The 21,130-nt window shown below is 72.3% G+C and carries 16 protein-coding genes; 3 read left to right on the forward strand and 13 right to left on the reverse strand.

The genetic code is table 11. The features are described 5' to 3' along the window. Positions 1 to 148 precede the first annotated feature (148 nt). The 5 genes from ACWFR1_RS05700 to ACWFR1_RS05720 form a co-directional block, all read right to left on the reverse strand. On the reverse strand, positions 149 to 2,050 hold the full coding sequence (locus ACWFR1_RS05700; protein ID WP_453546819.1) for an ATP-binding cassette domain-containing protein: 1,902 nt from the start codon (positions 2,048 to 2,050) through the stop codon (positions 149 to 151). A gap of 122 nt (positions 2,051 to 2,172) precedes the next feature. After that, the gene (locus tag ACWFR1_RS05705) at positions 2,173 to 2,913 is read right to left on the reverse strand and encodes an NUDIX hydrolase (RefSeq protein ID WP_453546821.1); all 741 of its coding nucleotides are present in this window, start codon (positions 2,911 to 2,913) and stop codon (positions 2,173 to 2,175) included. 109 nt (positions 2,914 to 3,022) lie between these two features. Beyond that, positions 3,023 to 5,095, reverse strand: a complete 2,073-nt coding sequence (locus ACWFR1_RS05710; RefSeq protein WP_453546823.1) for a glycogen debranching N-terminal domain-containing protein — start codon at positions 5,093 to 5,095, stop codon at positions 3,023 to 3,025. 115 nt (positions 5,096 to 5,210) lie between these two features. Beyond that, positions 5,211 to 6,584 carry a DUF4192 domain-containing protein gene (locus ACWFR1_RS05715; protein WP_453546825.1) on the reverse strand — a complete coding sequence of 458 codons (1,374 nt, stop codon included), beginning with the start codon at positions 6,582 to 6,584 and terminating at the stop codon, positions 5,211 to 5,213. 163 nt (positions 6,585 to 6,747) lie between these two features. Next, a complete protein-coding gene (locus ACWFR1_RS05720) occupies positions 6,748 to 8,907 on the reverse strand; it encodes a RecQ family ATP-dependent DNA helicase (protein WP_453546827.1) in 2,160 nt (719 codons plus the stop codon). Positions 8,908 to 9,352: 445 nt separating this feature from the next. Between ACWFR1_RS05720 and ACWFR1_RS05725 the strand changes: the two genes are divergently transcribed. After that, positions 9,353 to 9,982, forward strand: a complete 630-nt coding sequence (locus ACWFR1_RS05725; protein ID WP_453546829.1) for a hypothetical protein — start codon at positions 9,353 to 9,355, stop codon at positions 9,980 to 9,982. A 203-nt stretch (positions 9,983 to 10,185) separates the two neighbouring features. Here the strand turns inward: ACWFR1_RS05725 and ACWFR1_RS05730 are convergent, their stop codons facing one another. The 3 genes from ACWFR1_RS05730 to ACWFR1_RS05740 all read right to left on the reverse strand — a co-directional run bounded on the left by ACWFR1_RS05730 (position 10,186) and on the right by ACWFR1_RS05740 (position 12,314). Continuing rightward, entirely contained in the window at positions 10,186 to 10,818 is a 633-nt protein-coding gene (locus ACWFR1_RS05730) for a hypothetical protein (RefSeq protein ID WP_453546831.1), read from the reverse strand. A 106-nt stretch (positions 10,819 to 10,924) separates the two neighbouring features. Continuing rightward, positions 10,925 to 11,635, reverse strand: a complete 711-nt coding sequence (locus ACWFR1_RS05735) for a ribonuclease HII (protein WP_453546834.1) — start codon at positions 11,633 to 11,635, stop codon at positions 10,925 to 10,927. Positions 11,636 to 11,687: 52 nt separating this feature from the next. Continuing rightward, entirely contained in the window at positions 11,688 to 12,314 is a 627-nt protein-coding gene (locus tag ACWFR1_RS05740) for a TetR/AcrR family transcriptional regulator (RefSeq protein ID WP_453546836.1), read from the reverse strand. A 168-nt stretch (positions 12,315 to 12,482) separates the two neighbouring features. On the opposite strand from ACWFR1_RS05740, the gene ACWFR1_RS05745 reads away from it, so the two are divergent. After that, positions 12,483 to 14,036 (forward strand): MFS transporter, encoded by a 1,554-nt coding sequence (locus ACWFR1_RS05745; protein ID WP_453546838.1) that lies wholly within the window; start codon positions 12,483 to 12,485, stop codon positions 14,034 to 14,036. 154 nt (positions 14,037 to 14,190) lie between these two features. Here ACWFR1_RS05745 and ACWFR1_RS05750 read toward each other — a convergent pair whose 3' ends face one another. From ACWFR1_RS05750 to ACWFR1_RS05765, 4 genes are all read right to left on the reverse strand, one after another. After that, complete coding sequence (locus ACWFR1_RS05750) at positions 14,191 to 15,102, reverse strand: ADP-ribosylglycohydrolase family protein (RefSeq protein WP_453546840.1); 912 nt, start codon at positions 15,100 to 15,102, stop codon at positions 14,191 to 14,193. Positions 15,103 to 15,114: 12 nt separating this feature from the next. After that, positions 15,115 to 15,774 carry a histidine phosphatase family protein gene (locus ACWFR1_RS05755; protein ID WP_453546842.1) on the reverse strand — a complete coding sequence of 220 codons (660 nt, stop codon included), beginning with the start codon at positions 15,772 to 15,774 and terminating at the stop codon, positions 15,115 to 15,117. A gap of 105 nt (positions 15,775 to 15,879) precedes the next feature. Continuing rightward, positions 15,880 to 16,485, reverse strand: coding sequence for a YdbC family protein (locus ACWFR1_RS05760; RefSeq protein ID WP_453546844.1), 606 nt, complete (start codon positions 16,483 to 16,485; stop codon positions 15,880 to 15,882). Positions 16,486 to 16,527: 42 nt separating this feature from the next. Next, positions 16,528 to 17,358 carry an arylamine N-acetyltransferase family protein gene (locus ACWFR1_RS05765; RefSeq protein WP_453546846.1) on the reverse strand — a complete coding sequence of 277 codons (831 nt, stop codon included), beginning with the start codon at positions 17,356 to 17,358 and terminating at the stop codon, positions 16,528 to 16,530. A gap of 146 nt (positions 17,359 to 17,504) precedes the next feature. Here ACWFR1_RS05765 and ACWFR1_RS05770 point away from each other — a divergent pair, with 146 nt between their 5' ends. After that, positions 17,505 to 18,035: a TerD family protein gene (locus tag ACWFR1_RS05770; protein WP_453546848.1), complete on the forward strand. Its 531-nt coding sequence runs from the start codon at positions 17,505 to 17,507 to the stop codon at positions 18,033 to 18,035. Between the two features lie 146 nt (positions 18,036 to 18,181). On the opposite strand, the gene ACWFR1_RS05775 is transcribed toward ACWFR1_RS05770, so the two are convergent. Beyond that, on the reverse strand, positions 18,182 to 21,082 hold the full coding sequence (locus ACWFR1_RS05775) for a vitamin B12-dependent ribonucleotide reductase (protein WP_453546850.1): 2,901 nt from the start codon (positions 21,080 to 21,082) through the stop codon (positions 18,182 to 18,184). Positions 21,083 to 21,130 lie beyond the last annotated feature (48 nt).

The raw sequence follows: 21,130 nt of genomic DNA on the forward strand, positions 1-21,130 counted from the left end.
CGGCGTTGCTTCCGTGACCCTTGAGGTCTTTGGTGAAAAGCACACGAAAGGGTGATCGGCACCCCCTACACAATTGACGATTATTCGGACATAAGCGGCAACTTTCAAGGGAGTTGATCTAATCCGGAACGATTTGATCCGAATGTGATCACCAACGGGCCCTCCGGCGAAGCCCGGTGAGCACATAGGCACAGAGCAAGCCGGTCAACACCAGCGAGAGGGCCACCCCCGCGGGCTGTCCGACCACCCGCAGCGCCCCCGTCAACCACCGGTCCACGACAGGGGACCACTGCGGACCGGCGATCTCGCGCAACCGCGCGGGCAGCCCGGCGACCGAACGCACCGAAGGTCCCGTGAGCACCTTCTGCAGAAGCGGAACAAACGCGACCGGTACGGCGAGGACCGCGGCCACGCCGGCGGCGGCGGCCCGGAACACCCCGGCGCCCAGCACTCCCGCCCAAGCACATCCGACGAGCAACCCCAGCCAACTCGCACAGAGCGACGGCCAGTTCTGCGGTACGGGAATCAACTCGCCGCCGTAGACGAGTCGCAGGGCCCCCAGATCCGCCGCCACGACGAGCGCCCCGAGACCGAGGGCCACGGCGGCCGCCACGACGAGCTTGGCGAGCAGCAGGCCGAGCCGCCGCGGCACGGCGCCGCGACCAGCGGTGAGCGCGGGGTAGCGGTACTCCTCCCCGAAGGAGAAGGCGCCGATCAGTCCGGCCCCGAGGGCGGCGGGCGGCAGGGGGGAGAGCGCGGGCCAGCCGGCGAGGACCACGGGCAGCGCGGTCGCGCCCCCGCGCCCGAGGAGCAGGGCGACGGTCACGGAGACGAGCAGGACCACGGCCACGACCAGCGGGGTGCTCGGCACGCCCACGAGCCGGTGGAACTCGTAGCGCAGCGGGCGCGAGGGCGAGCGGGCCGGCCTCCGGGGGGCGGCCCGCTCCCCGGTCGCGTCGCCGCGCCCAGTGACGCCGGACCCCGGCTCGGCGTCCCGCGAGGTCGGGACGCGACGCCGGGGGGATCCCTGCCCGAGCGCGTCACGTCCGGGCACGTCCCTTCCGGGCAGGACGTCCTGGCCGGGCACGCCCTGCCCAGGCACGTCCTGGCCTGCCACGTCCTGGCCTGCCACGTCGTCCTGGCCTGGCGCGGCGCTCTCCGGTGACCGGGGCGCGGGTGCCGTGTCGCCGGTCTCGTCGGCGAGCCGGTGGATCACCACGCCGTGCCGGAACGCGGTATCGCCGACGGCCGCGCAGTCACTGCCGTAGACCGACAGCAGGTTGCCGCCCTCCGCGACCACCTCGACCGGCCGGCGGGCGGCCCTGGCCTCCTGGGTCACGGCGGCGGCCAGTCGGGCGACATGGGGCGTGCGGACGGCGACGCGGGGACGCAGCCGGGTGCGGGCGAACTCTGTCGCGTCCTGGTCGGCGACGACGCGGCCGCCGTCGAGCGTGACGACCCGGTCGGCGTTGCGGGCCGCGTCCTTGGGGTCCTGCGTCGTGTAGAGCACCGTTCCGCCGTCGGCCGCGTGCGCGCGCAGGAGCTCGTAGACCCACGCGCTCTCCGTGACGGAGAGACCGGCGCCCGGCTCGTCGAGCAGCAGGGCGTGCGGGGTGCCCAACAGTGCGCAGGCCAGGCCGAGTCGGCGGTCCGCGCCGAGTGGCAGGGTGCCGATCCGCCGCCCTTCGAGGCCCGCGAGGCCGACGGACCGCAGCACTTCCCCGGCCCGGGCGACGGGAGTTCCGGAGGCGGCGCAGAGCATTCGCAGCTGCCCGCGGAGGGTGCGGGCGGGGTGCCCGGGGACATCACCGAGGAACACGCCGACCTCGCGCGACGGATGGGCGACGCCGTGCAGCTGCCGGCCCCGGAAGTACGTGATCCCGCGGCCGGGATCGAGGTCGAGCATGAGCCGGAGCGCGGTGGTCTTGCCGGAGCCGGGGGGACCGAGGAGCGCGGTCACGGCACCCGGCCGCGCCTCGAAGGTCAGATCGTCCACGGCGGGCGGGCGATCGCGGCGGGGAGTGCTGGTCAGTCCGATTGCCTGGAGCATCGCTTCTCTCGCGGTAGGTGACACCGCTCCGCGGCAGGGCGGCGCTACCGCAGCAAGATAACGCTACATTTCGGACTTCGGGCGCAGGGTTGGCGCCCTGGGGCGCCGGACGGCCGGGTCTGTCAGACCTCGGGGCGCAGCATCGGCGGGTTGAGGAGGGTGGCTCCACCTGCCCTGAAGAGCTGGGCGGGACGGCCGCCCTGACGGGTCGTGGTGCCGCCGGCCGGGACCAGGAAGCCGGGCGTGCCGGTCACCTTGCGGTGGAAGTTGCGCGGATCGAGGGCTACGCCCCAGACGGCCTCGTAGACGCGCCGCAGCTCTCCGACCGTGAACTCCGGCGGACAGAAGGCCGTGGCGAGGGAGGAGTACTCGATCTTGGACCTGGCCCGCTCCACCCCGTCGGAGAGGATCTGGGCGTGGTCGAAGGCGAGCGGCTCGGCCTCGCCGAGCAGCTCCTCGACGGGGGCCCAGCGGGCGCTGTTCGCGTCGCCGCCCGCCTTCGGCGCGGGCAGGTCCGGGGCCAGCGCCAGGTGCGCGACGCTCACCACCCGCATCCGCGGGTCGCGGTCGGGAGCCCCGTAGGTGGCCAGCTGCTCCAGATGTGCGCCGTTTCCCGGTACGGGCGGCGGGTCGCCCGGGTCGTGGGCGCGGAGTCCGGTCTCCTCGGCCAGCTCACGGGCAGCCGCGGCGCCGAGGTCCTCGCCCGCGCGGACGAAGCCGCCGGGGAGCGCCCAGCGCCCCTGGAACGGCGCTTCCCCTCTTCTCACGATCAAGGTGCAGAGCGCGTGGCGCCGCACGGTGAGCACGACCAGATCGACGGTGACAGCGAAAGGCGGAAAGGCCGACGGGTCGTAGGGAGACATGCCGCGATCATAGTCGTCTCCCTGACGATAAACACGCCTCGCGGAAGGATCGGCGGCTACTTCCTCACCGCGCCGTGAAGCTTCCGTCGTGTCTGCGCCCGGCATCCCGTCACACCCCCAGTTGAAGGCCCGCTGCGGCCTCCTCGACCATACCGAGACCGAGCCTGCCGACCCGCACGGCGAACGGCTCGCCCGCCACCACGAGTCCCGAGAGACGGATCGCCCCGAGCGGGGCAGAGGGCATGGGGTGCACCGAAACGGAGCGCCCCGGCGCGTCGGGGCGGATCCCGGCGAGGGCGACGAGCGCCTGGACCGCCCCGGCGGCCGCGACAGCCGCCGGCCTGCACGCGGCCGGGTGCGGCACCGGGCGCCCTCCCGCCGTCCGCTGCTCCCCCGCGTACATCTCAGGCAGCCGATGGGCGAAGGCCTCCGAGGCGTCGAGCAGCCCCCGGAGCAGAGAGGCGGCCTCCTTCTCGTGGCCGACGGCGGCGAGGCCGGCCACGGCGACCGCCGTCTCATGCACCCGGACCGCGCCGGCCCGGTGGCCGAAGGGGTTGTGGCCGGGCTCCTTGGTTCCCAGACCGCGCAGGCCCCAGCCGGAGTCGAGGGCCGGTGTGGCGAGCAGTCTGGCCACCTGCTCGGCCTCCGCCCTGTCGAGCAGTCCCTGCGCGTACCTGCCGCCGCCCAGGAGCCCGGTGTCGAGCAGGTGCGCGGCCCAGCCGCCCAGCTGGGACCAGGTCCGGCCGTCCGGCGCGCGGGCGACGGCGGGCCGGCCCCCCGCCAGGTCGTCGATCCAGAACTCGCGCCGGAACCGCTCCCGCAGTGTCCGCGCCCCGTCGCGCAGGGCGTCTCCCCCGGGTCTCCCGCAGGCGTCGAGCAGGTCGGCGCCGAGCAGTGCCGCACGGTGCGCGTGCGCCTGGGTCTCCGCCCGCCACAGCCCGGCGGGCCCCGGGTCGGGTACGAAGCCGCCGTGGCCGATCGTGCGGTGCAGCCAGCCGAGGCATCGCTCCGCCACGGGGAGCAGCTCGTCCAGGTCCGCGGCGGGCAGCCCCCAGCGGCGGGCCTCCGCGAGGACGACGGGAAAGGCGAGTGTGGCCTCGATACCCGTGCAGCGGGGCGGGAGGTGGGGGCCCGCGTCTCTGAGGGGGCCGGGAAGCCGACCGGACTCCTGCCCGGTTCCCTGGAGTTGGGCGCGCCCCAGCGAGCGGAGGGTGGTCGCGGCCAGCCGGGTCCCGAGGGGGAGGACCATGCGGGCGGCCCACAGTGCTTCGGCCGTGACCGGTCCGCAGCGCCAGGGGACGCCGGCCGCGAGATGGACGTCGGCGGGGTGAGCGGGATCCCGCTGGAGCAGAGCCCGCAGGTCCTCGACGGAGGCGCGCAGCAGTTCCCCCGGGCGCGGGTCGTCGCCCTCGGCCAGCGCCTCGGCGAGGAGGTGCCCGCCGGGTCGTCCTCCGCCGCCTCCCGAGGGGACGGCGGGCCCGGGGACCCGGTCGCCGCGTACCCGCAGCCGGATCGTGAACGGCGCTCCGGGCGCCAGTTCGGCGTCCCAGCGCAGGACGCCGGCCGCCGCCAGGGAGTCCATGGGCGGCGGGTCCGCGGTGACGGCGACGGATCGTCCGTCGCCGGTGGTCCAGCGCAGTCCGGCGCCGTGGACGCTCGCGGTGAGCTCGGGGCCCGCCCTCCCGGACGCCACCGCGCCCAGGTCCGCGAGATCCGTGCCCAGAGCGAGCTCCACGGGGAGGCGGAGGAGCCGGGCGGTCGCGTTGCGCAGGGTGATGCGCTCGGTTCCGTCGGCATCTCGCGAGCGCTCGACGGCGAGCCCGGGATCGGGTCCCACGTCCCCCGGGACCCGCAGGACGCCGAGGAAGACGGCCCGGTCGGCAGCCGCCATCCGGCCCTGGAGCGCGATGGGTTCGCGACCCGCGACCCGCAGGACGCAGCGGGACAGGAGCCGTCGCCCCGCCACGTACACGCCTTCGGGTCCGTCTCCCGTGAGCTGACCGTGCTCGGCGCAGACGGCGAGGGCGGGCAGGGCGACGCAGAGGAGCGCGCCGTGCACCGACGGCAGTTCGCCCGGCCGCACCGCGCGCGGTGCGGCGCCCCCGCCGGACTGGTGTCCGTGCGCGGGTCCCTTCGGGTGTCCTGCGGGGCGTCCGGGGGCCGGGACGGGGCTGAGGGCCATGGCGGGTGTGGGGTGCTCTCTGTGCGGTCCGGGCGGCCGGCGGGGCATCGGCGGCACACTGTGTCCGACTCCGCCAGAGAGGTGAACGCGCGCGCGGGCGGCCGGGTCACGGTCGTCATCGCCCGCTCCTGCTGCCGCGCTGCCCGCCGTGGCGCGGGGCTCCGCTCCTCGGCCTGCCCGTGGCCGGGCCGCTCGGCCGGACCCCGGCCGGTGCCCCGCGGTCCCCGCCGGTCTGCCGACCGGGCTTCCTGAGGCTCTGCCGGGCGCTCTGAGGGCGGGCGGCGGTCCGGGTCCTGACCCGCCGGGAAGTCGCGGGCGCGGTCCGTTCCACCGCGATCCGGGAGTCCCGCTCGCTCCTCAGGCAGGAGCGCAGCGACTCGGGGTCGAGGCCCTCGTTGCAGGCCTGGTGCAGCAGACGGGCGAAGACGTACTCGGGGTCGGCGACGAGGGCCAGTCCCAGGGCGACCCGGGCGGTCGGTTCGTCGCCGGTGGACCAGGCCGCCCAGCCCGCGAGGGTGAGGGGCGCGGCGGCGTGCTCCTGGTAGGGGGTGACGCAGCGGCGGGCCAGGACGCGCCAGAGCCGCAGGGCTGCGGCGCCCTCCCAGCCCTCCATCCACTCGGCGGCACGGTCCCGGGTGGCCCGGTCCTGGAGGCCCAGGATGATCGCGGCGGCCTCCTCCGTCCCCACCAGGGCGTCATCGGCCGCGTCGGCCGCCGCCACCCCCGCGGACGGCTCTGTGCGGGCCGCCGCATCGGCGAACCGGCGGAGGATCTCGCGGGCGGTCCGCAGGGTCGCCTCGCGCACCTCTTCCCGGCCCCGTCCGGGCGGACCTTCGAGGATGCGGGGCACGACGGAGGCGGCTGCCGCGTCGAGGGCGGCACGCTGCGGTTCGTCGCCGGCGGTGCCGGGCGGCGTGAGGCGGGCCTGCATGTCCCGGAGCGAGCCTCGTACCTGCACTCCGGCGTAGGTGGCGGTGGCCGCCATCACCGAGGTGCCGGTCAGCCCCATGGGCGTACCGCCGGGCGGGCAGCACCGGTCGTCGGGGCAGCAGTAGGAGAAGTAGAGCCCGTCGGAGATGCACAGGGCTTCGTAGACGGGGATGTCGAGGGCGCCGCAGGCGGTGCGCAGTCGCTGCGCGAAGGGGCGCAGCCGCTCCATGACCCTGCTGCCCGTCTCACCGGGCTCCGGGTCCTGACACAGGAAGACGACGATCCCGTCCGGTCGGTCGCCGTTCCGGTCGCCGCTCTCGACGAGACATTCGGCGAGGTGGTCCGCGGTGGACGCCCATTCGCGGGGTGAGCGCGGGATACCGAGCCTGACCCGGCCGCCGAAGCGGCCGCGCTCACCGTGGAGGGCGACGAGGACGACGGAGTCGGTGGGGTGGAAGCCCAGCATGAAGGGCAGGGCGTCGGCCAGTTCCGCGGGGCCGCGCAGGGTGATCCGCTGGGTACGGGAGGGGACGCTGGATTCGTGGTGATTCGCGTTCATGGTCACGACGGTCTCGTGATCTCCCGAATCACGAAACCCCTGTGGATAACTCCCGGAACGTGACGCTCGCGGCCCCGTGGAGTTGTCCACAGGGCCGACGTCGCGGCGGCTCCGAAACCCCTATGCTCGTGACCGCTTGACGGTGGGTGAGGAGTTCGCGGGCTCAGCCCGCGGCGGCGAGGACCAGCGGGAGGACCTGCTCGGCGCCGGCCTGGCGGAGCAGGCGGGCGGCGACCGCGAGGGTCCAGCCGGAGTCCGTGCAGTCGTCCACGAGCAGGACGGGCCCTGGCGCCGCCGCCAGGGCACCGGCCAGGTCTTCCGGGACGGCGAAGGCCCCGGACAGCGCCCTGAGGCGCTGGGCGGAGTTGCTGCGGCGTGCCGCGTGCGCGCCGTTCGGCCCGGTGTACGCCAGGGTGCCCAGGAGGGGAAGGCGCCCGACGGTCGCGATGCCCTGGGCGAGGCTGCCGACGAGCTGGGGACGGGTCAGGGACGGCACGGCGACGACGCCCACGGGCCGGGCGGAGGCGTCCGGGACGTTCGGCGCCCAGCCGCCCGGCGAGCGCGCCCAGTCGGCGAGGACGGCCACCGCGGCCTTCAGGACGTCGTCGGGGACCGGTCCGTCGGGAGCGTTCTCGGCCAGCAGCGGACGCAGCCGGTTGCCCCAGCCGATGTCCGAGAGCCGCCCCAGGGCGCGGCCGGTGGAGCACTGCTCTCCGACGGGGATGCGTCCCTTCAGATTGACGCCCAGCGCGGGCATCCCCGTCGGCCACATCCGGCGTGGCTCGACCTCCACGCCCGGGCGGTCCAGTTCCTTCGCCGCTCCGGTCAGCGTCTCCGCGGAGACGGAGGAATTCGCCCAGGGCCCCGCGCAGTTGTCGCAGCGGCCGCACGGAACGGCCCCTTCGTCGTCCAGCTGCCGGCGCAGGAACTCCATCCGGCACCCGGACGTGCTCACGTAGTCGCGCATGGCCTGCTGCTCGGCGGCCCGCTGCCGGGCCACCCAGGCGTACCGCTCGGTGTCGTAGGTCCACTCCTGGCCGGTGGAGGTCCATCCGCCCTTGACCCGCTTGACCGCCCCGTCCACGTCGAGGACCTTCAGCATGGTCTCCAGCCGGGTCCGGCGAAGATCCACCGCCGCCTCCAGAGCCGGTACGGACAGCGGACGCCCCGCGTCGGCGAGAGCGGAGAGGGTCTGACGGACCTGGGCCTCGGGCGGGAAGGCCGTGTCGGCGAAGTAGCGCCAGATGGCCTCGTCCTCCTTGCCCGGGAGCAGGAGGACGTCGGCGTGCTCGACCCCGCGTCCCGCGCGGCCGACCTGCTGGTAGTAGGCGATGGGGGACGACGGCGACCCCAGGTGGACCACGAAGCCGAGGTCGGGCTTGTCGAAGCCCATGCCCAGCGCCGACGTCGCGACAAGCGCCTTGACCCGGTTCTCCTGCAGGTCGACCTCGGCCTGCAGCCGGTCGGCGTTCTCCGTCCGCCCCGTGTAGGAGGCGACCGTGAAGCCGCGCTGCCGCAGGAACGCGGTCGCCTCCTCGGCGGCGGCGACGGTCAGGGCGTAGATGATCCCCGACCCCTGGAGCTCGTCCAGGTGCTCGGCGAGCCAGGCCAGGCGGTGCGCGGCGTCCGGGAGCCGGACCACGCCCAGGCGCAGGCTCTCCCGCTCCAGCGGGCCGCGCAGCACGAGCGCCTCGCCGGCCCCTGTGCCCAGCTGCTCGGCCACGTCCGCGGTCACGCGCGCGTTGGCGGTCGCGGTGGTGGCCAGTACCGGCACTCCGGGGGCGAGCTCGGCGAGCATCGCCCGAAGACGGCGGTAGTCGGGCCGGAAGTCGTGTCCCCAGTCCGAGATGCAGTGCGCCTCGTCGACCACGAGGAGACCGGTCGTGGCCGCGAGCTTGGGCAGCACCTGCTCGCGGAAGTCCACGGAGTTGAGGCGCTCCGGGCTGACGAGGAGGACGTCGGTCTCGCCGCGCTCGACCTCGTCGTAGATCGTGTCCCACTCCTCCGGGTTGGCCGAGTTGATCGTGCGCGCCTGGATGCCGGCGCGCGCCGCGGACTCGACCTGGTTGCGCATCAGGGCCAGCAGCGGCGAGATGATCACCGTGGGGCCCGCGCCGCGGCGCCGCAGCAGAGCGGTGGCGACGAAGTACACCGCCGACTTGCCCCAGCCGGTCCGCTGCACCACCAGAGCCCGCCGACGCTCCTCCACCAGGGCCGCCACAGCCTGCCACTGGTCTTCCCGCAGCCGCGCCGAACCCCCCGGGGCACCGACGAGCTCAGCGAGGATGGCATCGGCTTCGGTGCGGAGCTCCTGGTTGTCCATGCCCCCATGCAACCCGATGGCACGGACAATCGCCCAACTCACTCAGCGTGACGCGTCGCTCGCGCACGGCCCGCTCGTCGCTCGTCCGCCACTCGTCCGGGCCCCGTCCGCCACTCGTCCGCCGCTCCTCCGCCGCTCCTCCGCCGCGCAAGCGGTCGACGGCAGCCTGAGGCGGAAGGAACGTTTCCGCTGAGGCTCTCCCCCCCCCGGAGGTGAAACAGGAGGGGAAACGGGGAGTGAACAATGGGCAACTGGGCAGGGATATGAAAGGCATACCACCGCATTCCCGTCAGCGACCTCGATTGCTCATTGCCGCTCGCGCACGGGCCGCGCCAGAATTGGGGAACCGCCCCGCACGGCCCTTCAGCGGCCCGGAAGGACCGTGCCGTGGTGCGCCCTCACCCGACCTTGCCCGCCGCGCGGGCGCGTATCCGAAGGGAGGACCGTGACCCTCGGATTCGCTCCGTCCACAGCCACCTCGACCAAATCGTCGCCCGAGTCCGCCAGCCGCCTCTCACGGATACTCGAACCGGCCGAGTGGGCCGCGGCGGGAATCCCTCTGCTCGGCAATCCGCGTGAAGTCGTCAGCGGACTGCACTCGCGCCACACTCCCACACCGTCGATGGCGGTCGTGGCGGTCCTGGACCACGAGGAACGGCTCACGGCCAGCGCCTCGTTCGTCCGCCGCCCCACACCGGCGGACGGCTGGGACTTCCGGAACGTGCTCCTCGCGCACCTGCGTCGGGTCCTGCCGCACGACCTCCGGCGCCGCGCCCCCGTACGGACCGCGGTCCTGCTGTACTGCCGCGAGGGCGACGAGCGCTGGACGGAGGAGGACGGAGCCTGGATGTGGGGGCTCCGGGACGCCTGCACACTGCACGGACTCCGTTGCGGCGCGTACATCACGCTGACCCGAGAGGGCTGGCAGGTGCTCGGAGAGGGCCGTGGAGGCCGCCGGCCGAGCTCCGACTCGCATCCGGTCCCGATCGGCAGCGAGGCGGCCGAACCGGTCCGGCTCACACCGAGAACGGCGAGCGGCGCGTCCGAACCCCTGCGCAGGGCCGCCGCGCGCTGACGGACGAGCGCACGCCGACGGCGGCAGGTCACGACCGCCCTTGACGCCCGCCGGCTGACGGCCACCCACTGACCACCAACCGCCTCACGGCCGCGCGCCGACGGCCACCCGAACGACGCCCCGGAAAGACGCTCTCCCGCCGAGCCCGTTAGTCGGTCCGGCGGGAGGGGCGATCAGTCAGCGGGCGGGGTGTGGCACTCCGGTCAGACGCCGGCGCCGACGAGCGCCGTGACGCGCGCCGGATCGCCGCAGACGATCAGCAGCGCACCCGCGCGGGTCATCGCCAACGGCAGGGCCCTGACAGCGGCCTCATCGCCGCCGCCGTTGACAGCGACGATCACCACGGGGCGGACGGTGGCCCGCTCGGCGGCGGCCGCGTCCGCGAAGAACACGTCGTCGCCAGTGTCCTGCTGAGACCAGTAGGCGGCCTCGCCGAAGGACAGCTCGTGCGCCGCCCACGGGTGCTGGTCGCCGGTGGTCAGCACCAGGACGTCGCCGGGCGCCCGACCGCTCTCCAGGAGCAGGTCCAGGGCCTCCTCGGCGGCGTCCAGCGCACCCTCGGTCGAGGCCGGGATCACCTGGAGCTGCGGAGCGGACCGCTGGTCGGAACGATTCTCCTGGCTGGCGGCCGGGGACTGCCCGGCACCGGGGTGCGGGCTCGGGACCGGCGGCGCGGGCTTAGCCGGGCCGGGGACCGGACGCCCGGGACGCGGGGAGGCCGCGGAACGCGGGCCGGGTACGGGACGGGGGGTCGACGCGGGACGGCCGGCGGCCGCGGTGGCGCGGGGACCCTGGGCGCTCTCGTGAATCTGAGGCTCCTCGGGGGTGAGAGGCATGGGTGGATGTCTATCAAACGCCGCTGCGCGGGGCATCGGCGGGTGGGCGCACAGGTGCGCCCCGGCTGCTCGGGCGACCCTCGAAGAGGGCTCGGCAGCCGGAAGTTCAGAAGTCGAAGCCGAGTTGGCCCCCGCTTTCCAGCGCGGCCGCCTCCGCGGAGAGGCGGACCTTTTTGAGGTGGCGCCATTGCGGCAGCGCGTCCAGGTACGACCAGGAGAGGCGGTGGTACGAGGTGGGCCCCAGCTCCTCCAGCGCGGCCTTGTGGACCGGCGAAGGGTAGCCCGCGTTCGCCGCGAACCCGAACGCGGCACAGGCCTCGGCCCCGGTCTCGAGCTCGGCCATGACGGTGTCCCGCCGGACCTTGGCGATGACGGAGGCGGCGGCGACGGCGACGCAGGACTGGTCGCCCTTGATCACCGTACGGACCCGCCAGGGGCTGCCGAGGTAGTCGTGCTTGCCGTCGAGGATCACGGCGTCCGGCCGGACGGGAAGCCCTTCGAGGGCCCGGACCGCCGCGAGCCGGAGCGCCGCGGTCATCCCGAGTTCGTCGATCTCCTGCGGGGAGGCGTCGCCGAGGGCGTACGCCGTGACCCATCGCTCCAGCTCCGCGGCCAGCGTAGTGCGGCGCTTGGGGGTGAGCAGCTTGGAGTCGGTGAGTCCGTCGGGCGGCCTGCGCAGTCCGGTGACGGCCGCGCACACCGTGACGGGACCGGCCCACGCCCCGCGCCCGACCTCGTCGACTCCGGCGACGATCCTGGCGCCGGTGGTCGCTCGGAGCGATCGCTCGACAGTGTGAGTGGGAGGTTCGTACGGCATGGCGCCAGCCAGGTTACGCCGCTCGGTGCCGCTCGCGATACCCGGATTCCCCTCAGGTCGCCCCGACCCGGAGCAGCGGGACCATGACCCGGTCGATCATGTCGGCGATCTCAGGGTCGGGCCATTCGCTCCCGCACACCTTGGAGCGGTACATCATCATGGCGGGAACCACGTCGAGCACCAAGTCGTCGATCGCGTCGGCCCGCACGTCACCGCGCGCGATTCCGCGTCGCAGTACGTCGCGGAAGAGCCTTTTCGAGGGCTCGGTCACCCCCGTGACGATCAGTTCGTGGAACCTCTCGGCGGAGTCCGCGTCGCATTCGTGAAGGACCGCACGCAGGGCGTGGCCGGGCTTGGAGAACATCACGTCCCGCACCCTGAGGCACAGCGCGTACAGGTCCTCGCGGACACTTCCGCTGTCCGGCGCCTCGTCGAGCGTCGGCAGCCCGGCCTGGAGGGCGTCCGCGACGAGGTCTTCCTTCGACGGCCAGCGCCGGTACACCGCGGCTTTGCCCGTCTGCGCGCCGACCGCGACACCCTCCATCGTCAGACCGTTCCAGCCGACGCTGCCCAGCTGCTCGAGCGTGGCCTCCAGAATGGCCCGTTCCAGTACGGGGCCGCGGCGTCGCAGAGACGCCCCCTCCGGCCGGGCGGCGGCCGTGGAGCGCGAAGTAACCATCAGGATCTCTCCGTTGAGCGAGTCGATCGGGGCGGATCGAGGGGCAAGGCAGTGACGGGTCGGGGCGGCGGCAGCGCACAGTGAACGGTTGCGTTCACTGTGGGGGACTCACTACCGTGGAGCACAGTGAACGGGTGCGTTCACTAATTCTTCCGTGGGGGATCCATAGTGACAACTTCTCCGGTGGACACACAGACGAGGACCGGCCCCGCTCGCGCCGGAGGCCGGCCGGGCATCGCCCTGGCCGTCATCGCCGCCTGCCAACTGATGGTCGTACTCGACGCCACCATCGTGAACATCGCGCTGCCGCACATCCAGGACGCGCTCTCCTTCTCCACCACCGACCTCTCGTGGGTGCTCAGCGCCTACACGCTCACCTTCGGCGGGCTGCTGCTCCTCGGCGGCCGAGCGGGAGACATCCTGGGGCGCCGCCGGGTGTTCATGGCCGGCATCCTCGTCTTCACCTTCGCCTCGCTGCTCGGCGGTTTCGCCCAGGAGCCCTGGCAGCTGCTCGCCGCGCGCGCCCTCCAGGGCGTCGGCGGCGCCATCGCCTCGCCGACCTCGCTCGCGCTGATCACCACGACGTTCCCCGAAGGCCCGGAGCGCAACCGCGCGTTCGGCGTGTTCGCCGCCGTGTCCGCCGGCGGTGGCGCGATCGGACTGCTCGCGGGCGGCATGCTCACCGAGTGGCTCGACTGGCGCTGGGTCCTCTTCGTCAACGTCCCGATCGGCCTGCTCATCGCCTTCCTCGCCCCGCGCTACATCGCGGAGTCCGAGCGTCACCCCGGCCGTTTCGACATCGCGGGCGCCATGACGTCGACGCTGGGCATGGCGGCGCTGGTCTACGGGTTCATCAGCGCGTCCGAGAAGGGCTGGAAGGACTCGCTGACCGTCGGCTCGTTCGTCGCGGCGGTGGTCCTGCTCGTGGCCTTCGGCCTGGTGGAGTCGCGGGCCAAGGAACCGATCACCCCTCTGAGGATGTTCGCCGAGCGCAACCGCTCGGGCACGTACGTCATCATGCTCAGCCTCTCGGCCGCCATGTTCGGCATGTTCTTCTTCATCGTCCTGTGGGTCCAGGACGTCCTCGGGTACAGCCCGATCCAGTCCGGTCTCGCCTTCCTGCCGGTGACGGTCGCGATCGTCACGGGCGCGGGGCTCGCACAGCGGCTGCTGCCGGTCCTCGGCCCGAAGCCGTTCATGGTGGGCGGCTCGGCGTTCACCGGGATCGGCCTCTTCTGGCTGACGTTCATCAGCTCGGACAGCACCTACGCCGGCGCCGTCCTCGGCCCGATGCTCCTGTTCGGTTTCGGCATGGGTCTCAACTTCGTGACGCTCACGCTCACGGCCGTCTCCGGGGTGGCCCAGCACGAGGCGGGCGCCGCGTCGGGTCTGCTCAACGCCACCCAGCAGGTCGGCGGTTCGCTCGGCCTCTCCATCCTGGTCACGGTCTTCGGCACGGCGAGCCGCGAGGAGGGCGAGAAGCAGGCGCCTGGCTTCCTCGCGACCGCGACGCCGGAGCAGCAGGCGGAGTTCGCGAAGACGCACGAGCTGCCGGCGCCCTGGGGCCACGAGGTGCTGACCTCGGGCATCGCCTCGGCCTTCACCGCAGCTGTCGGGATGGTGCTGATCGCGCTGCTCACCGCGGTCCTGGTGATCCGGGTCCGCAAGAGCGACCTGGAGGCGCTGAGCGGCCGGGCGGAGGCGGCCGGCCCGGCGGCCTGAGCGGGGGGTAAGCGCCTGGGCGAACCGATATACGCCCCGAGTACGTCCGTACGCCCCCGGCTACGTCCGTACGCCCCCGAGTACGTCCGTACGCCCCCGAGTACGCCGATGTCCCCCGGTCCCGCTGCCACGGGCCCGGGGGACATCACCCACTTCAGGCAGACGTCCCGTTCGGGACCCACCCCGGAAGCTCCTCGGTCTGACGCAGCCACTCGGCCGGCGGCGAGCCGTGCGCCGCGGAGGCCACGACGCCTCCGGCGATGGCGCAGGTGGTGTCGACGTCGCCGCCGACCTGCGCCGTCGTCCAGAACATCCGCTCGAAGTCGCCCAGAGCCCGCGCCGCCGACCAGAGGGCGAACGGCACCGTGTCGTGCGCGCTGGTCCGCCGGCCGCTGCCGAGCACCGCGGCGACCGTGCCCGCGTCCCCGTAGTCGAGCATGTCGCGCGCCCGGCGCAGGCCCGCCCCCACCGCGCTGCGCGGCACCAGGGCGACGACCCCGTCCAGCAGCGCCTCGGGCGTGGGCGGTCCGGCGGGGTCGGCGGCGATGGCCGCGGCCGCGGCCACGGCCATCGCACCCACCACGGCCTCGCGGTGCTGGTGTGTCGTGTACGCGGAGATCTCGGCCTGGTGCGTCGCCTGCTCCGGGTCGTCCGCGTACCAGGCACCGAGCGGGGCGATCCGCATCGCGGCGCCGTTGCCCCAGGAGCCCTGCCCGTTGAAGAGCGCGGCGGAGAGTTCCCGCCAGTCTCCGCCCTCCCTGACGAGCCGGAGCATCCGATTGACCGCCGGACCGTAGCCGCGGTCGAAGTCGTGGTGGTGCGCGAAGGACAGGGCGAGGGCGTCCTGGTCGATGCGGTCATGGCCGACGAGGACAGCGAGGACGGAACAGGCCATCTCGGTGTCGTCGGTCCACTGCCAGGGGCCGGGCGGCAGCTCGCGCCGCTTCAGCAGGGGGTAGTGGGCGGGTACGAAGAACTGGGAGCCCAGGGCGTCTCCCACGGACAGCCCGCGCAGGCTGGCCAGGGCGCGGTCGAAGCGCCGGTCGAGTGAGGAGTCAGCGGTCATCGCTCAGCCACTCTATCCGGTGTGCCCGTACGGTTCCGGGGTACGCCAGCGTTCGAACGGCCTGTCCAGCCGGTATCTCCCGCCCTCGTCGAGCAGGAGCGTGCGGGTCTCGGCGTTTCCGGGGTTCGACAGGGACTCGAAGTCCGCGACCGTCCAGTGGAACCAGCGCATGCAGAACAGCCGCATGGTCAGTCCGTGGGTGACGAGGAGGACGTTCGGCGGGTGGTCGGGGGCCTCGAAGCTGCGGTAGAGGCTCTCCAGGAAGGCCCCGACCCGGTCGTAGACGTCCGCTCCCGACTCACCCTGCGCGAAGCGGTAGAAGAAGTGCCCGTACGCGTCCCGGTAGGCCCTCTGCAGGCGCACGTCCTCCCGCTCCTGCCAGTTGCCCCAGTCCTGCTCCCGCAGCCGCGGCTCCTCCCGCACCCTCATCTGCTCCCGGGGCAGCCGGAAGGCCCGGAGGGTCTCATGGGTGCGGCGGTACGGCGACACGTAGACGCTGACCTGTTCGTCACCGAACAGGTCCCGCAGCCGCTCCCCCGTCTCCTCCGCCTGCCGCCACCCGGTCTCGGTGAGCCGGAGGGCGTGATCGGGCTCGCGCTCGTACACCGTGTCATCGGCATTGCCCTCGGACTCTCCGTGCCGTACGAGAACGATGCGCCGCGGTCGTGCCATACCCCGACCCTAGATCGACTCCCCCGGACAGGCTCGGCCGAGGGGGCGCCCGGACCCCATCCGGCGTAGGTCCCGGCGTACCGCTCCGGTGGAACCCGTACGCCCTCAGACCGTCCAGGCCGCGTCGAGCTGCACCACGTCGCCGGTCAGCGCCACCACGTCGGCATCCGTCCTGGCGCGCAGACCGAGCCGCTCGACGCGCTCCACCCGGTACTTGCCGTGCTCCGCGGCGGACCGCCACATCGACAGCACCAGGAACTCGCTGCCCGGCGCCTCGCCGAAGAGGCCCCGCAGCATGCCGGGGGACCCGGCCATCGCCGGGTTCCACACCTTCTCCTGCATGAGCGCGAAGTGCTCGGCACGGTCCTCGTGGACGCGGCAGTGCGCCACCCGCGCCACATCCGCGTCACCGAACTTCGGCTCGAACCCCGTCTTCACGTCGAAGCGGTGGTCGAACAGCTTGACCTGGATGTCCTTGTACGTACCCACCTGCGAGGCCGCCAGACGATCGTGCGACCGCGCCATGAACGAGTCGTAGAACGCCCGGCTCTCCCAGAACGCGAAGATGTGGGCGACGTCCGGCCGAGCCCGGCTCCACCCACCGCCCTGGCCCCGGAATCCCGGCTCACCGAGCAGCCCCGCCCATTTCCGCTGTCCCCGCTCGAACCCTCGACGGTCCATGACGGTGCAGCGAATCCACTTGACCAGCACCGCGCCATCGTACGGGCCCGAGGGGCGCCCCGGCAGTGCGCGTCAGACTCCCACCGGGTGCAGGCGCTCAAGTCCCGCGCGCTCCTCGTCGTCGATCTCGATGCCGAAGTCCGCCTCCAGCGTCGCCGCCAACTCGTCGACGGAGACCACCCGTTCCTCGGTGACCCCGTCCGCCCGCACGGTCGTCAGCGTCTCGCGCACCAGCGCGCTCCGCACCCCGACCCCGGGCCGCTGTGCCACGACCTGGCCGAGAAAGCGCGACGCCGGATGACTGGAGCTGAAGTGGTTCATGACAGTGAAGTCACCCGGGTACAAGGTCTGCGGGGAGAACGCGTACAGGTCGGCCCAGCCCTGTGGGCGCAGGGAACGCAGGACACGGATGCCCTCGTCCTCGGTCTCGGCGCCGAACGTCCAGCCGCCCTGCTCCACGCGCGCGCCGTCCCGCAGGGGAACCGGCTCCAACGGCCCCTGCCATCCGAACCCCGCGTCGGCGAGCCACTGTTCCCCCTCCGCCTCGACGACCAGCAGCGCGTGGGTGACGGGCAGCAGCGTCGCGCCCCGTGTGCGGTTGCGGGCCCCGCGTCCGGCCACCGGGAAGCCGATCCGCTCCAGTGCCGCCGCGAGGAGCGAGTTCTGTTCGTAGCAGTAGCCGCCCCGGCGGCGGCGGACGAGCTTGGCCTGAAGGCTCTTCAGGTCCAGGGGGATCTGCCGGCCGAGGGCCACGTCGAGGTTCTCGAACGGAATGGACCGGACGTGCGCCCGATGTACTGCTCTCAACGTCCGCAGGTCGGTGGTGAGTTCCCCGTCCCGTCCGATGTCGTAGCCGATTCGAGCCAGATATGCGTCGAGATCCAGCTCGTCACCACTCCACAATCCGCTCTCCCCCTCAACCGTCGGGTCCACTGTCGTAGCCCCATGACACCATGAGCAATCTCCCCGCAACCACGGGCTTTCGAGCGGGACGGGGCGACGGTCGAGGCGAGGCGTGCGCGGGGGCGTACGTGGAGAGGGGATGCACCGTGAGCGGACTCAACAAGGGCGTGGAGAAGGTCGAGGTGACGCTCAGGTGGGATCCTGCGCCGACGGGTGGGCCGGCCCACGACCTGGACATCATCGCCGGTGTCTTCGCGGCCGACGACCCGCACGGGTCCCCGGTCCATCTCGTGCACTTCGGCAGTCGGTCCCCCGACGGCACGATCACGCTCCACCGTGACAGCCGGACGGGCCAGGGCTTCGGCTACGACGAGGCGATGACGCTGGAGCTGGACCGGCTGGCACCCCGCTACGCGCGCGTGGTGGTGGGCGTGACCATCCAGCAGGGCGGCGGCAGGCTGACCTTCGGCGACATAGCGCACACCGGCATACGGGTCCGCGAGGGGTACACCGACCTCCTGACGCACGACTTCACGGACGTGCCGGGCGCCCTGTCGGCGACGGTCGTGGAGTTCACCCGGGACGGCGCGGGCGGCTGGTCGTACCGCGCGATCAGCCGTGGGTTCGACGCCGACCCCGGCTCCTTCGCGACGGTCCTCGGTTCCCTGCCGGTCTGACGAGCGCCTGCCTGTCTGACGAGTCCCTGTCGGTCTGACGAGCGCGCGAAAGAGGGCGCCGACCAGTGGTCGACACCCTCTCTCACGCGTGGCTCAGCGCCCCGGGCGGCAGCGGACGTTCACTGCCGCACCGGACGCGCTCGTTGTCAGCTGCAGCCGCTGGTGGAGCCGCAGCCCTCGCAGATGTAGCAGGAACCGGCGCGCTGCATCTTCGTACCGCAGGAGAAGCAGAGCGGGGCGTCGGCGCTGATGCCGAGCTGCATCTCGACGAGCTCCGCCGAGGTGTGCGCCTGCTTCGGGGCCGGGACCTCGGCCTGGGGGGCCGGGACCGGGGCCGCGACGGCCTTCAGCTCCTGGGCGCGGGGCGCGGACTGGGCCAGCGCCTCGACGTCGACCTCTTCGTCCTCGGCCTGCTCGTACGAGCCGGTGTCGAGGTGGCGCTGACGCTCCTCGGCGGAGTGGATGCCGAGGGCGGAGCGGGTCTCGAAGGGCAGGAAGTCGAGCGCCAGGCGGCGGAAGATGTAGTCGACGATCGACTGCGCCATCCGCACGTCCGGGTCGTCCGTCATACCGGCCGGCTCGAAGCGCATGTTGGTGAACTTCGAGACGTAGGTCTCCAGCGGCACGCCGTACTGCAGACCGACGGAGACGGCGATGGAGAAGGCGTCCATCATGCCGGCGAGGGTCGAGCCCTGCTTGGACATCTTCAGGAAGACCTCGCCGAGACCGTCGTCCGGGTAGGAGTTGGCGGTCATGTAACCCTCGGCGCCACCCACGGTGAAGGAGGTGGTGATCCCCGGGCGGCCCTTGGGAAGACGCTTGCGGACCGGACGGTACTCGACGACCTTCTCGACGGCCTCGCGGATCGTCGCCTCGGACTTCGCGGTGACCTCGACCTTCTCCTCCTCCTTCTTCTTGGCGGAGAGGGGCTGGCCGACCTTGCAGTTGTCGCGGTAGATCGCGAGCGCCTTGACGCCCATCTTCCAGGCCTCGAAGTAGACCTCCTCGACGTCCTCGACCGTGGCCGTCTCCGGCAGGTTCACGGTCTTGGAGAGGGCGCCCGAGATCCACGGCTGGATGGCGGCCATCATGCGGACGTGGCCCATCGCGGAGATGGAGCGCTCGCCCATGGCGCAGTCGAAGACCTCATAGTGCTCGGTCTTCAGGCCGGGGGCGTCGATCACGTTGCCGTGCTCGGCGATGTGGGCGACGATCGCCTCGATCTGCTCCTCCTGGTAACCCAGGCGGCGCAGGGCCTGCGGGACGGTGCCGTTGACGATCTGCATCGAGCCGCCGCCGACCAGCTTCTTGAACTTGACCAGGGCGAGGTCGGGCTCGAGGCCGGTGGTGTCGCAGGACATCGCGAGACCGATGGTGCCGGTCGGGGCGATGACCGAGGCCTGGGCGTTGCGGAAGCCGTTCTTGGCGCCGAGGCGGATCACGTCCTGCCAGGCCTCCGTGGCGGCGGCCCAGATCGGCGAGTCGAGGTCGTCGAAGCGGACGGCCTTGGTGTTCTCGTCGGCGTGCTGCTGCATGACCCGCTGGTGCGGCTCGGCGTTGCGGGCGTAGCCGTCGTAGGCGCCGACGACCGAGGCGAGCTCGGCGGAGCGCTTGTACGAGGTGCCGGTCATCAGGGAGGAGATGGCACCGGCGAGGGCGCGGCCGCCGTCGGAGTCGTACGCGTGGCCGGTCGCCATCAGCAGGGCGCCGAGGTTGGCGTAGCCGATGCCGAGCTGGCGGTAGGCGCGGGTGTTCTCGCCGATCTTCTCCGTGGGGAAGTCGGCGAAGCAGATGGAGATGTCCATCGCGGTGATGACGAGCTCGACGACCTTGGCGAAGCGCTCGACGTCGAAGGACTGGCTGCCCTTGCCGTCGTCCTTGAGGAACTTCATGAGGTTCAGCGAGGCGAGGTTACAGGACGTGTTGTCCAGGTGCATGTACTCGCTGCACGGGTTCGAGCCGTTGATGCGGCCGGACTCGGGGCAGGTGTGCCAGTGGTTGATCGTGTCGTCGTACTGGATGCCCGGGTCGGCGCAGGCCCAGGCGGCCTCGGCCATCTTGCGGAAGAGCGACTTGGCGTCGACCTCCTCGATGACCTCGCCCGTCATACGGGAGGTGAGGCCGAAGGTGCCACCGGACTCGACGGCCTTCATGAACGTGTCGTTCACACGGACGGAGTTGTTGGCGTTCTGGTACTGGACGGACGTGATGTCGTCGCCGCCCAGGTCCATGTCGAAGCCCGCGTCACGGAGGGCGCGGATCTTCTCCTCCTCCTTGACCTTGGTCTCGATGAAGTTCTCGATGTCGGGGTGGTCGACGTCGAGGATGACCATCTTGGCCGCGCGACGGGTCGCGCCGCCCGACTTGATCGTTCCCGCGGAGGCGTCGGCACCGCGCATGAAGGAGACCGGACCGGAGGCGTTGCCGCCGGAGGAGAGCAGCTCCTTGGAGGAGCGGATGCGGGAGAGGTTCAGGCCGGCGCCGGAGCCGCCCTTGAAGATCATGCCCTCTTCCTTGTACCAGTCGAGGATCGACTCCATGGAGTCGTCGACGGACAGGATGAAGCAGGCGGAGACCTGCTGGGGCTGCGGGGTGCCGACGTTGAACCAGACCGGCGAGTTGAAGCTGAAGATCTGGTGCAGGAGGGCGTACGCCAGCTCGTGCTCGAAGATCTCGGCGTCGGCGGGGGACGCGAAGTAGCCGTGGTCCTCGCCGGCCTTCGTGTAGGTCTTCACGATCCGGTCGATGAGCTGCTTGAGACCGGTCTCGCGCTGCGGGGTACCGACCGCCCCGCGGAAGTACTTGCTGGTGACGATGTTGACCGCGTTCACCGACCAGAAGTCGGGGAACTCGACGCCACGCTGCTCGAAGTTGATCGAGCCGTCGCGCCAGTTGGTCATGACGACGTCACGACGCTCCCAGGCCACCTCGTCGTACGGATGCACGCCGGGGGTGGTGTGGATGCGCTCGATACGCAGGCCCTTGCTCGCCGACTTGGCTCCCTTGACGCGGGAACCACGTGCCGGACCGCTCGCCGTCTCTGTCATGCCGCCTCCCATATACGGGCAAAACACACTTTGGCACCCAGAAAGTCC

The sequence above is a fragment of the Streptomyces sp. NPDC055103 genome (assembly GCF_053607625.1).